The organism is Corynebacterium sp. MSK039, assembly GCF_030232315.1.
Taxonomy (GTDB): Bacteria; Actinomycetota; Actinomycetes; order Mycobacteriales; family Mycobacteriaceae; genus Corynebacterium.
Window position 1 is genome coordinate 23,123 of sequence record NZ_JASPJL010000012.1, and the last position, 12,682, is coordinate 35,804.

8 protein-coding genes and 1 pseudogene are annotated in these 12,682 nt (G+C 67.0%); 3 read left to right on the top strand and 6 right to left on the bottom strand.

The features are described 5' to 3' along the window. Positions 1–5 precede the first annotated feature (5 nt). The 4 genes from QP997_RS08065 to QP997_RS08080 all read right to left on the bottom strand — a co-directional run bounded on the left by QP997_RS08065 (position 6) and on the right by QP997_RS08080 (position 6,348). Positions 6–608, bottom strand: coding sequence for a hypothetical protein (locus QP997_RS08065; RefSeq protein WP_284846809.1), 603 nt, complete (start codon positions 606–608; stop codon positions 6–8). A 77-nt stretch (positions 609–685) separates the two neighbouring features. Then, positions 686–1,180, bottom strand: a complete 495-nt coding sequence (locus QP997_RS08070) for a 2'-5' RNA ligase family protein (protein ID WP_284846810.1) — start codon at positions 1,178–1,180, stop codon at positions 686–688. 276 nt (positions 1,181–1,456) lie between these two features. Further along, positions 1,457–2,887, bottom strand: a complete 1,431-nt coding sequence (locus QP997_RS08075; protein WP_284846811.1) for a type VII secretion-associated protein — start codon at positions 2,885–2,887, stop codon at positions 1,457–1,459. Then, positions 2,887–6,348, bottom strand: coding sequence for an FtsK/SpoIIIE domain-containing protein (locus QP997_RS08080; protein ID WP_284846812.1), 3,462 nt, complete (start codon positions 6,346–6,348; stop codon positions 2,887–2,889). The genes QP997_RS08075 and QP997_RS08080 overlap by 1 nt, the downstream gene beginning before the upstream one ends. 153 nt (positions 6,349–6,501) lie before the next feature. On the opposite strand from QP997_RS08080, the gene QP997_RS08085 reads away from it, so the two are divergent. Further along, on the top strand, positions 6,502–7,812 hold the full coding sequence (locus QP997_RS08085) for an EsaB/YukD family protein (RefSeq protein WP_284846813.1): 1,311 nt from the start codon (positions 6,502–6,504) through the stop codon (positions 7,810–7,812). Continuing rightward, positions 7,809–8,684 (top strand): annotated as a pseudogene (locus tag QP997_RS08090) (S8/S53 family peptidase); the annotation flags it as partial. The gene QP997_RS08085 and the pseudogene QP997_RS08090, both read left to right, overlap by 4 nt. Before the next feature lie 317 nt (positions 8,685–9,001). Here the strand turns inward: QP997_RS08090 and eccB are convergent. After that, positions 9,002–10,384, bottom strand: a complete 1,383-nt coding sequence (gene eccB / locus QP997_RS08095) for a type VII secretion protein EccB (RefSeq protein ID WP_284846814.1) — start codon at positions 10,382–10,384, stop codon at positions 9,002–9,004. 204 nt (positions 10,385–10,588) lie between these two features. On the opposite strand from eccB, the gene QP997_RS08100 reads away from it, so the two are divergent. Further along, entirely contained in the window at positions 10,589–11,602 is a 1,014-nt protein-coding gene (locus QP997_RS08100; RefSeq protein WP_284846815.1) for a hypothetical protein, read from the top strand. Positions 11,603–12,445: 843 nt separating this feature from the next. Here QP997_RS08100 and QP997_RS08105 read toward each other — a convergent pair. Then, complete coding sequence (locus QP997_RS08105) at positions 12,446–12,637, bottom strand: hypothetical protein (protein WP_246818011.1); 192 nt, start codon at positions 12,635–12,637, stop codon at positions 12,446–12,448. Positions 12,638–12,682 lie beyond the last annotated feature (45 nt).

A 12,682-nucleotide genomic window follows, 5' to 3' on the forward strand; every position in this document is an offset into this window, starting at 1 on the left:
CCTAGCTACTTGAACTCGTACTCCAGCTTCGCCTCGGGATCGATGGCGTGAACGATGCCGCCGTAGAAGTTCTTGGTCTGGTCCTTCAGCAGGCCCAGGTTGAGCCGGATGTGCTCCTGGCGCTTCTCCTTGTTCAGCACCTCGTTGATAGCCTCGGCGTTATCGATGTTGGCCGTCGCGAAGCTCAAAACTTGCCCGTGCTGGTGCACGGTTTTGAACTCTGGGTCAGAAAAGCCAATGAACTTAAAAGGCGGAATGGTGAGCTTGAAGTGACCAGGTTCGGTCTCCTCGATTTTCAAAGCTTTGCCGTCAATTCCTAGCTTGGCCGTGAACTTGTACTGCAGGATGTTGAGCTTCTGACTTCCCGGAACGCCCCACTTGAAGAGCTTCGCGCTGTTCTGCGTGGTGTGCAGCCCTTGGGTGGCAGTGGAGAGCAGCACGATCTCCTCACGACGTTCGACCGCGTGAATAACCTCTGAGTTACTCTGCTCGGTGACGGTTTCCACAGGCGTTCCGAGGTTGCTTGACTTCCCCCACAGGAAGCCACCGCCTAGAAGGACGAGGACCAGGAAAAACGCAGCGAGCGCGGACAGAAGCTTCTTCGTCATAATTCGCTAATTCTATATTGTTTTGCGCGAAAACCGATTCGAAAGTGCCGTCGCCGCCCCCTGGGAAAAGGGCGGGCTTAAAAGCGGAAGAACTGGTCCGTGCTCGGCACGCGCAGTCCGGCTTCGGCCGCGGTGAGCTGACGCAGTTCCGGCGGGCTGAGCTCGTCGAGTGCACGGATGTAGTCCGGGACGATGGCCCGGGGAAGGCGCAGCCCCATCGTCAGGTGCGGGATCCAACGCGGGCCGCGCCCCTCCGGGTTTGCGGTGCTGATCGCGCGCGCCGCGGCTTCGAGCTCGCCGCTGGCTTCCAGCAGCCACGCGACGGTCTGCTTGCGCCGGGTGCCGAACACGACCGTGCCCATCCGCTGCAGGGTGGCGGGCATCAGGGGCGCGAGGAGTTCCTCGGCCAGGTCTACGACGGGTTCTTCCATGCGTGGGGCGAAGGTGATGGTGATGTGCGGGGTTTGGTGCTGGGCGGGAAAGCCCCGCTGTTCGAGCGCGGCGAAGATCTCCCGGACCTGCGCTTCTTGTTCTTCCGCGAGGTGCAGCAGGATGTTTTCCGGGGACGTCACCGCGTTCACCTCCGCTCTTCCCAGCCGTTCCTGTGGTGCTGTCACTAAGCACCGCTTCTGCCTGCACCCTACCGAAGCGGCTGCGCACCCCGAAGCGGCCCTGGCGTGGCATCGGCCCGGCACTGACTCGGCAATGGCATCGTTCCGGCGTGGCGAGGTGGTCGAGGCGGAACGGGCGCACACACCTCACCCGCCTGGCGCGGGCGCCTCATCCCGGCGTGCCGCGCTCGCCTCACCCCGCCGGGTGCGGTGGAAAGGGCGCCGGCGCCGCAGCGCTTACTTCTCCGGCCGGGCCGAGTCCACCACCTGCTCACAGACCCGCGAACGCACCGGGTTGGGTTCCCGGTATTGGCAGCCGATGGACACCTGGTGGCCATCCACGAGCCGGACGTACCAGAGCGTTTCGGAGTCCGGGTACTTCTCCCGGTAGCTAACCGGGGATTCACTGGCGACCTTCGTGCCCGGCGCGTCCCGCAACGCTTTGAGCACGGCTTTATCCAATTCCGCCTGGCTCTTCAACGGTGCGGGTTTTGCGGCCAGCAGCACGCGCATGCCAGCGTCCTTCTCAGACTGGTAGGTCTCCCGCTGCGGGGTGGCTTCGGCGAGGTTCCACCCCTTCGGCCAGTCCGCCGTCACGGGGACGTCGGCACGGTCGGCGGCGCGGTGGTCGGCATCTTTACCGTTGATCTTCGGGTCCTGCATGCCCGGCCGGTTCGGTGGCGGGGTGAATGGTGGCGGGGTCTCTGGCTGGCGGTTGCGGTCCGAATCCCCCTCCCCGGCATCTTCCCCGCCGGCGCTCTCCCCGGCACCTGGCTCGACCTGCCCGGCCTGCCCGGCGGCACCGCCTTCGGCGTTCGCGACCGCCTGGGTGTCCTCCCCGGCACCACCGGCAGCGTCCAGCGCGAGCCCGGCGGCCATTGCTCCAGCCACGATGATGATCGCGACGAAGGCCGCAGCCACCGGGCTGGCTCCCAGCGGGAGTTTCCGCGGTGCCGCCGCACCCGCTCCCCCACGGTGTACTGCGGGCCGAGTTGCCCCGGCCTTGTCCCGTGAGCCTGAAAGGTCCCAGGACAGAACCCGGTTGGGTGTCGCCCGTGGCTCTTCTTCGGGAGGCACGCCCGGCGCGGGTGCTCCCTGCCCGAGTGCTTCCGCGTGCGTGAGCTTCCCGGCATCCGCGCCACCTCCGGCGCCACCCGTGGCCCCGGCGCCCGCCCTCATCGGCTCTTCCGGGCTCAGCGCCAATAGCTCCTGTTGTGCGACCGCGAGGCTGCTGGCCAGGTTCATCGCGTACTGGGTGTCCACCACCCGCGCTCGGAACCCAGCCGCACGCAGATAGGTGGCGATCGGGGCGGCTTGCCCTCCCGTGACCAGCACGTCCGGCTCGGACTCACCCACTCCATAGGGGAAGTGGTCCCGCGGGATACCGGAGTCCAGCCCCGCTGCGTGCGGACTATTCATCCGCTGCTGCATTACTTGGGTGACCAGTTCGGTGAGGTCGTCCAGCTCCTGCAGGTCAATCCCGCTGCCGCGGAACGCGAGTGTGCTGGCTGTATCGGGCCCGGTGATGGGAGGCATCGTGAGGCTGAACCCGGTGAGCAGGTCCGTGACCTGGTCACCGTGGACCAGCAACCCCGACTCATAGCGGGCAACGGCTTCCGCGAGCAGCCCCATCGCTGGGATCGGGGGTTTGGTTGCACTCGGATTCATCACTCTTCCTCCTTCTCGGACGCACCCGTGGCGCCGGTTCCGGTTTGTTCACAAGCTTCAACTGGTTTTGACGATGCACCGACCTCCGCTTCTGCGACCTGGACCAGCCAGGATTCTGCGTGGACGTACACGCCGCGGCCGGGTTGGCGTCGGCACAGTTTCTGGCCCGCGATCGGACCGTCCTCACGCGGCGCGGAGAGCAGCAGCCACGCGCTGTGGTCGCGCATCGCCTGCATGAGTGGATGGAAGGCCGAGCGGGCGAACTGCCCTGAACGACGGGCGAGCACCAGGTGCAAGCCAATGTCCGCTGCGTAGGGCAGCAACGGCACGAGCGCGTCGAGGCCAGGGTCGTTGTCCGAATCGTCGACAATCACAAACAGCTCCGGCCCGGACCACCAGGAACGGTCCCGGAGCTGCTCGACGGAGACGTCCTTCGGCACGCGGGACTGCAGCACCTCGACCCATTCGGCAAGGCGCTGGCGGAACTGCTCCGCACCCAGGTAACCGGGGCTGCCGAGCAGGCCGCGCCGGGTGTCCGCGGCCAGCACGTCCGCACTCCCTTCGGGCAGCTGGTTGATGTTGGCGGCCACCGTGCGCAGCGCACTAGTCGCGCCTGCCCCGGCCTGGCCGATGACGACCAGGTGCGGGAACTCCCCGCTGTCCCAGGCCACCGCCTCCAGGCGGGGGCCGCCCAGCGCGAAGGGCACCACCGGGGCATGTGCACCCATCGCGTGGCTCCCCGCTGCGAGCTCCCCGGTGGAGTCCACGGCAGCGTGCTTGCCAGCCGTAGCTGTACCCGTGCCAAAACCGCTGGTCCCGGCATCCACGCCCGGCGCGGATCCAAACCCCGGCACGCCGGCCAACAGCTCCGCCAGCCCGATCCGGTCCGGTAGAACCCGCATCGCAACATCCTTCTCGCCCCGGGCCACGCTGACTTTGCGCACGTGCTCCACATCCTGGGCAGCGCAGAATGCCACCTGGATGTGCTTGCCGTTATGCGACACACCCCGCCCCGGCACGTCCGGCAGGGACTTCTGCGCGTCCCGGAACTCGGCATCCAGAGCGGTCATCTTCATCTCCACGTGTCCGGTCAGCACGTCACGCAGCGAGGGCCGGAAGTTCCAGCGCAGTGCGGTGACCACCACGTGCAGGCCACGTTCCAGCCCGCTGGTGGCCAGCTGGATGAGCCGCTGCTCCTCCTCCCCAATCGCGGTGAGCTGATCCAGCCCGTCCACGATCAGCACGCGCGGGCCTTCCACCAGGTCCACCTCGTCCAGTAGGCGCCCCGCATGCTCCGGGCCAACCACCGCCGCGACCTGCGGCAACCGCGCCAGATCGCGCAGCGAACCACCGGGGTCGAAGATGTAGATCGGCACGCCCGGGCTGCTCAGCCCGAGTGCGAGCACCAGCGCCCGCACCGTCATTGTCTTGCCCGTCCGTGGTTGCCCGACGATCGCCCAGTGCCGCCGGTTCAGGTCCATCCGGTACGTCCGCTGCACCCCTTCGAACGGCAGGTCCTCCAACCCGATCTTAGCCGTCAGCGGTTCCATCTTCACCGACGACGACGCCGCTGCCGCCGCACCCGCTCCGATCCCCGTCCCGGTGTTCTCTGGTCCAGCCTCCGGTGCGCCTGTATCCGACTCCGCCAGCACCTCGTGGGCTGGCAGCATCGTGGGCAATGGCGGCAACCAGATCGGGTTCTTGTTCGGCCCCTGCAACCGGTCCACCACCAGTTGCAGGGTGGTGGTCGTGGACTCCACCTCGCTGCCAAGCTCCTGGATCAGCCGCTGGTCACGGGGCAGCTCTGGGCCGGAGACGTAGGCACTGTGGAAACGCACGGTGTCGTGGGCCGAAAGGATGGCGGCACCCGGGTTCGCGGGTAGCTCAAACGCCGCAGTGGAGCCGATCAGCGCCCGCGACTCCGCCGCCGAGAATGTCCGCAGCGCAATCCTGTAACTCAGGTGGGATTCCAGGCCGCGCAGCCTCCCTTCCTCGAAGCGCTGGCTGGCCAGCAGCAGGTGCATCCGTAGGCTGCGGCCCAGCCGCCCGATCGCGGCGAAGACCTCCGCGAACTCCGGCCGGTTCTGCAGCAGCTCAGAGAACTCGTCCACGACGATGAACAGCGCCGGCATCTGACCCGGGAAGGCCTCGTTGAACTCCAGGGCCGTGGACATCCCTGCCGCCCGGAGCCGCTCCTGCCGCCGGTGCATCTCGCCGAGCAGCGAGTCCTGCATGCGATCCACCAGCCCGGCCTCGTCCACCAGGTTGGTGATCACCGCGGAGGTGTGTGGCAGTTTGTCCAAGCCCAGGAAGGCCGCGCCACCCTTGAAGTCCACGAGGATGAAGTTCAGCTCCTCCGGACTGTGGTTGTGCGCGAAGCTGACTACCACGGATTTCAGCAGTTCGGATTTACCCGAGCCCGTCGCCCCGATGCACAACCCGTGTGGCCCGATCCCGCCCAGCGCGGATTCTTTAATGTCCAGGTACACCGGCGCGCCAGAAAACCCGATCGGGGCGCGCAGGTCCCCGCCCGGCAGCTCCAGCAGGCTTGTGCCGGAAGTCACCTGGGAGCGCGACCGGCACACCATCGCCAGTTCCACGTCGCTGAGCTGGTCCGCCAGGCCGAACGGCGCCCAACCATCAACGGTCCACGCGCTCATCGCGAAGCCTTCCTCAGCCCCGGCGACGTGCAGGTACAACCCCTGGCTCTGTGCGGCATCCACCCACTCGCTGCTGGGCTCCACCACCACCGAGTTCAACGTCACCGGATCCGCGCCCGTACAGAAATTCACCCGCACCGACCCATCGTGGGGCAGCCACTGATCATGCGGCCCGCGCACGCCGACGTCCTCCGGAGGTTGGGCGACCAGCTGCGCCTGCATCGCACGCGCCAACCCCGCCGCACCGTCGCCGACGATCGCGATATACGGGAATGCACGCACGTCCACCGCCACGGGTGCCTCGATCGTCGCGGTGCGTAGCGCCAGGTCACGCAGGCTCATCGCGCTCACCGGCTCCAGGTCCTCCGGCGGAGCATTAACCGGGATCTCCAGCGGATCATCCGGTGCCTGCACCGCCACTCCAATGCGCACCACTCCAGGGGCCGCGCTCGGCAACTCGCCGGCATGGATGTGGTTCCACAGCGTGCCCGGGTGTGGGTGCTCGCGGTTCATGCGAACCAGCTGCTCGCGCCGGGCCTTCTTGACCGAATCGGACAGCGCGTCCAGGTGCCGGTGGAACCCCCTACGGACCTCGTTGACGTCCGTGCCGGACTGGAACATCATCGCCATCGAGCCCAGCATCATCAGCGGGAAGATGAACGTCATTGGTGATCGTCCCGCCCCGGACATCACCATCGCCGCGACCATCCCCAGCACCGCGACCAGCATGATCGCGGGCATGAGTATGCGGACGAAGGGCTGTTTTTCCTTCGGCAAAGTTGGTGGTGATTGCGCTTTCACCGCGGTTTCCCCCTTGTATTGAACCCCTCAACTGACCACTCGCGCCCCGCCCTGCCCCCGCAGGTCGTTGGCGCTACCACCACCCCGTGCGCCCAGCGGGAATGCGCCGGACAGGGCAACTCAATGGCCGTGTGCGCCTAAACATAGACCCCGGTGCAGACATCGCGTGGCGAAATCCCCCAATTTGCCACCCCCGTGTCTGCCCCACCCGCTATTGTTCTGTTCAGTCCCGGCTGGGGTATACGGGTCGGGGCGAATTATTGGGGAAAATTTGAGGGGGATATTTTGATTGCCATCAGCATTTCGGTGCCCAGCACGGGCAAGGTGATTAACGCCGCGATGGCGGATCACGTGCCGGTCGCGGAGCTCATTCCGCATCTCGTGGAACCGGAGCCGGGCCAGCTGTGGGAGCTGCGCCGGGCAGTGGGCGTGGTTGCCCCGGAACAGTCGCTCGCGGAGGCCGGCATCCACGCGGGAGAGGCCTTGGCTTTGCACTGCCGCAAGCCCGCCGAGCCGCCAGCCCCGCCGTTGGAGGCGGCGGATGAGCTTTCCGGGGACATCGGCACCAATTACGCGGCGTGGATCGTCGCTGCTGCCGTGGTGTTGCTCGCCTTCCGCGCGAGCCCGTTGTGGCATCCATTGGATTTCCACGGTGCCTCTCATTTTGGTTTTCAGGACGCCGGCGCGGGCGGTGGGGTCGAGCTGGCGGTGTTGTTGCCGTTGGTGTTCAGCGCGTTTGCTGCGGTGGCGGTGGCCGCACTGAGCTTGTTTGATCGGCGGTTTGTCCCGGTGGCAGCGGCCCTGGGTTTCGCCGTCGGGTTGAACGTAAACGTGCTGGTTGGCTGCGTGGTCGCCGCGCTGTTGGTGTGGCGGCCGGGGCCGGTGCGAGTTGGCACGATCGCGGCTGCGGTGTTGGCAGCCATCAATTTCTGGCCGCCGATCACTGCGCTGGCCGCGGTGGTGCTGCTGATCTACTCCGGCCAGTTGGCGCTGGCGATCGCGAAGGTGGTGGTCCCGCGCGTACCGGCCGCGGGCGTGTTCCGCGATCCGGTGGCCAACGAGGCCGGCCCGGTGGTGCAGGTGCACTCGGCCCTGGTGGCGGCGGCATGTGCGTGGTTGTTCGCCGCCGTCGTGCAGTTGGTGCCGTGGGGTGGGCCCGCGCCGTCGCTGTGGACGGTGCTGCTGGTGGTCGCGCTGGTCGTGGCCGCGCTGTCTGCCCGCGGTACGCGCCCCTTCCACGCCAATGCGCTGGCCGTGATGGCGGGTTGTTCGATCGTGTGGCTGGGCCACCAGGTGCCGTGGGGTGTACTCGCGTTGGTACTGGTGGCCCTGCCGTTGGTGCAGATCTCCTCGCCCCGGGTGGGCCGGATCGTCGACGCCCTGGAGGCCGTGGCGTTCTGCGCGGCAGTACCGCTGGCGCTGCATGGCGCGGGTGTGTTTGAGCTGATCAGGGGGCTCGGATGACTCCCCCACCAGCAGCTCCCGCACGCGGGAACATCAACCTCAACTGCCAGGAACAGGCACGCGACCCGGACCTCCACCTGCCAGCACCGGCATATCCGCACGACCTGGCCACGGGCCACGGCAGCACCATCATCGTGGTGGACACCGGTGTGGCCCTGCCGGGGGCGACCGGGCAACGGGATTCGTGCATTCTGCATGGCACCGCGGTGGCCACGACCGCCGCGCAGGCCGCGCCCGGCGCGCACATCCACAGCCTTCGGCACGCCTCCCGGCCCGACGCGGTGGAAGGCACTGTCGAGGAGCTAGTCACGGCCCTCGAGCAGGCACGGAAGGTCAAGGCCAAACACAAGATCGTCAACGTCTCGATGGTCACCTGCGAACCCGCCCCCGCACTGGAGAAGGCGGTGCGCGAGCTCGTCGCCGACAACGCACTGGTGGTCGCACCCATCGGAAACATGGGGCAGTGCGACGCCGGGACCGCGACGTTCCCGGCCTCCCTGCCAGGGGTGCTGTCCGTCGGGGCTGTGGAAAGCGACACCGTCATGGGCGGTGGCGCGGGGTCTGCCGGAGGCGCCGCGACGACGGGCACCACAGGACGCGGGGGTTCGCCCGGCGACCACCCCGCCCCGGCCGTCTTAAACAGCGGCCGAGTGCCCGCCGCCTATGGGCTGGCCGGAATTCCCGCAGACATCTACGCGCCGGGTGGCCCGGTGCTCGCGCAAGTGGGTGATGGCCCGCCGGTGGTGGGCTCGCCGGAGCCCTTCATCGGCACGAGTTTCGCCGCCCCCGTGGTCAGTGGAGTGGCTGCGATGGTCTGGCAGCTCCGCCCGGAGCTCACCGCCGCAGAGGTGACAGGCCTGCTGCGGGAAACCGCGCAACCAGGTGGTGCCATCGAAGGAGTGGAGGGGCTGCAGACCGCGCGGGTCGTGGACGCTTCGGCCGCCCTAAGCCTGGCCCGCGAGCAGCAACGGAACAGCGCGGCGGACGCGGCGGGCCAAGAGCACCGTGGGGACGGTGTCGTGGAACGCGCTCAGGCGGGCCTACCCGGCGGCCTCCACGGCAAAGGCCCCGGCAACGAAGCCGGGGCCCACGACGCGGCCACGTCCGGCACCTTCGCTGCGCCCGGGGATGCCGTGGCCGACGTTCCGGTGGCGGTCACCGCCGCGCCCGTCGCCGAGCAGGTGACGGACTACCGGGTGCCGTTGGCGCTCTCTGCGGTGTTGGCGGTGGCCTTAGTGCTTGTGCTCGTTGCCCGGGCATTCGCTTCGGAGAGCACCCCACCCTCCGGCAGCCCGGAGATCACCCGCCAGGGCACCTGAGTGTGCTCGGTGAAGCCGAGGGCCGTGAGGTCCTCGGCCTTACCCACCGTGAAGCGGGTGCCGGTCGCGTCGACCAAGAAGAAGCCACGCTCGGTGAGCAACGCGCTCGTGCCCGCAGGTCCGACGTAAGCCGCCCGGGGGTCCTGCCCCGCGGCCTCGTCCTTGCTTTCGGTCCCAGCCCCGCCAGCAGAACCGTCAGCCTCCCCGCCAGCCTCCCCGCCAGCGGCCCCGTCACCGGCACCGGTGCGCTTACCGTCGCCGTCCCCGTCAGTCCCGGTGCTCTTACCGTCACCGTCACCCGCCGGCTCCGCCAAGCCCTTCTCCCCCAGGCAGGATTGCTCCGGGTGCGCCCAAGAGGCCTCCCGGTCGGGAACGTTTGGCAGCAGGTCAATCATCGGCTGCGCCATGACCGCCCCCAGCTCCGCATCAAAGCTCCCACCCGGTGCGAGGGCCTCCACGTACTCCCGGCGCGGGCCGGTCACCTCCGAGACCCCGCCGTGGCCAACCAGGAATGCCCGGTCACCGGCGTGCGCCACCGTCCCCGCCCGGTGGAAGGGCTTCTTCAACCCGGAAAGCCCACGCGGGATCAAGCTATCGGCCTGCTCATCGAAGCGATTCAGCAGCTCCGGTGCCATCGGGATCTCCACCGCCCCGAGGGCACGCGCGGCCCCACCCTCCGCGAGGCTGCGCTTCGTCCCGTCGATCAGCCACACCGCCTTGCCGGAGCGCACCACGCCCCGCTGGTAGCTTGCCACCTCCCCGACGGCCCGGACCTGCAGCGTATCCGGCTTCCCCGCAGCCTCCGAGGTATCGCACACCAGCCACCGCCGCACCGGCGCGGGGTTCAGCCCCGGCACGTGCCCAATGCCCACCGCGGGCCCCATCGGCGCTCCCCCATTGCCCTCCTGGATCAGCGCCGCAGTGGAGTTCTTCACCTCCACCGGCTGCCGCAGCACCAGCCGGGCGCTCGCCACGTTGCTCACCGGGTGGAAACCGTCCTCCAAGCGGACATGAAGGCTTCCCTGCTCATCGGCGACGAGGGCGGCGTCGTCAATGGAAGGGGCCGGCCGCAACAGCGAAAGCATCACCGCACCACCCGCAATCAGTGCGCTCAGCAGAAGCCCGACCCCGATGCTGCGGCGTTGGGCGCGCAGCGGGTCGTGGGCCATGCGCGGATCGCCGATGACCAGCGCGAGCTCCAGCCGTCGGAGCAGAAAACGGTAGCCCGATACTTGCAGACTTGTGGTGCGCACGATCTCCCCCTGAATTCTGTGCGTTGTCCCTGGTGCGCGGTGCTTAACGCTCGTTCCCCGCAGTCCTGCCGCAGGAGCCGCACCGCTGCCCTCCCCCGAGGGCGATTTCTTCAATCTAATGCGCGCGCCGGTCCGCTGTGACAAAATTCGGGAGAATCAACAAGGGATGTGGGGCATCCCGGGGGATATTCAGGGGGAATTCGCGTGGCTATAGTGCATGTTTTGCTCATCGGGATCGTTGCGGCACTGGCTGCTGCGGGTGGTTGGTGGCTGTGGAGCGCCCGGGGCCGCCCGGAGGATCAGGAGCGGCAGGTGTGGCGGATCGCGCCTGCTCCGCACGACTTTTTCGACGCCCCGGAGCCGGTCACCGTGGGTGTTTCGCGCCTGGTTGCCGGCATGGGCGCGTCCGGCTCCGAGGTGCCGGGAGAGGACGTCGACGCCGCCCACTCCAGCAGCGTTTCTCACGCTCCGTCTTCTTCCATTGGGGACGTCAGCACGAGCGCCAGCGCGGTGGCTGCCTCGCCGCTGCTGGTACACCAGCAGGATCTCGGCGGGGAACTGCCCGCCCTGCTCACGGGGAACGTGGGCGCAACTTTCGCCTCGATCCCGGCGCCATTCAGCGGGCGTGTGCCCTTCGCGGCTGCCGGCTCCGGGGTGGTGGCCTGGCCGGTAGATGGTGCCGCACCGCCCACCGACACAGGGCCAGAGGACGGTGCGCAGCGGGAGTTCACTGACCCGGGCCCGACGTTCCGGGCGCTGCCTGCACCTGGCTGGCTGCTGGGGCTGAGTTCTGCGGGCAATCCGGTGCAGGTGCAGCTCGTGCCGGGATCCACCGTGCTGCTGCACGGGGCTGGCTCCGCCGAGCGCCTGCTGGAACGCCTGCCCGCCGACCTGCCCTGGGTTCGGGTTCTCCGCGCGGAAACCCTCCCCCTTCCGAAGGGCGATACAAAGACCGCGAACACGCAGTCCGTCGCCGGGGCTTCGACACCGGCTAAGGAGCCCCGTGATCTCGGGGCCCGCTGGCGCGAGGCGTGGTCGCCGACAGTCTGCCGGGTGGTGTTGGCTTCCTCCACCGAGGAGGCCACTCGCCACGGCATCATCGCGGATCTAGTGATTGATTCCCGGGGCACCGTGAGCCACCGCCGACATGAGGTTCGCTTCGATCCGATGCACCTACCAAGCACCAACGCGCTCGAGCACGCGGAAGCCTCCCACTAGCGACTCTGGAAAACGCGCCGCGCTATACCGCTATCAGCAAAAGCAATCCGCTAACCGCGAACAATCTTGGATTTCTTTCCCGGAGGGCACTCCCAGCCCACGGGGCTAGGCATACCGAGATCATCCACCAAAACTCGAAGAGCAGCGTCGGGACAATCCCGCACAGCCGCAGCTGTCTGGGTCTTCCGCCACTTCAGTCGCGCTTCAGCCAGCCGATATTCCCAGTCTTTTTTCCTCGGAACTTTCAGCTTGAATTCTTGTCTGAGGGCTTCCAATACGTCTTCCAGGCATGGGCGGAACCTGTGTCCACCCGTAGGAAAGTGAAACCTCGACAAGGAGGGATACGTCTCGATGAAGTTTTTAACCTTTTTATCGTTACTGGGGTTGAGCTTCCTATGCAGTCCTAGAAGATGAGTCATCTCATCCCGATGGGCATGAACATGGATATGAGAACTGGGGTAGCTCGACTTCCGTCGGTCGTATTCGACTCGAAATAGGGGCTCACCATTTGCTTTATCTCGGGGATAAACAGCAAACGACGATCGCTCAACCGCCAAGAAAGACTTAGTTGAGTCCCACGAGCATCTGAACTCGATCCTCAGCCCCAGAATCGCGTGCTCATTCAAGCGGAGCGGAATAATCCCTGCTTCCTCGTCGTGTTGTGCCAGCCGAATGGAGACGGCGCCTGGCTCCATTACCTCGGTCGAAAACTTGAAGTCTCGACCCGTGAAGGCTCTGACAGAAGCCCGCAGGTCGTCAACAAACTCATGCACCAGAGCGTCGAGCTTTTCGATTGTTTCCCCCTCTCTCGAAGCAACCCCTGCTTCGTCTTTTTCGCGTGCGCTACTCCAGACCCAGTAGCCACCGCAGCTCGGTGATACGCTCCCACTTCGCGAACTCTCGCGGGGTCAGGTTGTAGCTATAGGCACGGCTTTCGAACTCTACGAGGTCTCCGCCCACAGAACGCTCCAGTTCAGCTAGCTCCTTCTCAGCAGCGACCTTGGAGAGTGGTTCCAACAGTGGTGCAGACATCATGCCCTCCCTTCAATACCGATAGCCTTCACCGCCAGTATGCCCTCA

What these genes read in the sequence shown, in the direction of transcription:
- QP997_RS08075 (WP_284846811.1), bottom strand. Translation starts at nt 2,887, where the DNA reads ATGAATCCGAGTGCAACCAAACCCCCGATCCCAGCGATGGGGCTGCTC.
- QP997_RS08065 (WP_284846809.1), bottom strand. Translation starts at nt 608, where the DNA reads ATGACGAAGAAGCTTCTGTCCGCGCTCGCTGCGTTTTTCCTGGTCCTC.
- QP997_RS08105 (WP_246818011.1), bottom strand. Translation starts at nt 12,637, where the DNA reads ATGATGTCTGCACCACTGTTGGAACCACTCTCCAAGGTCGCTGCTGAG.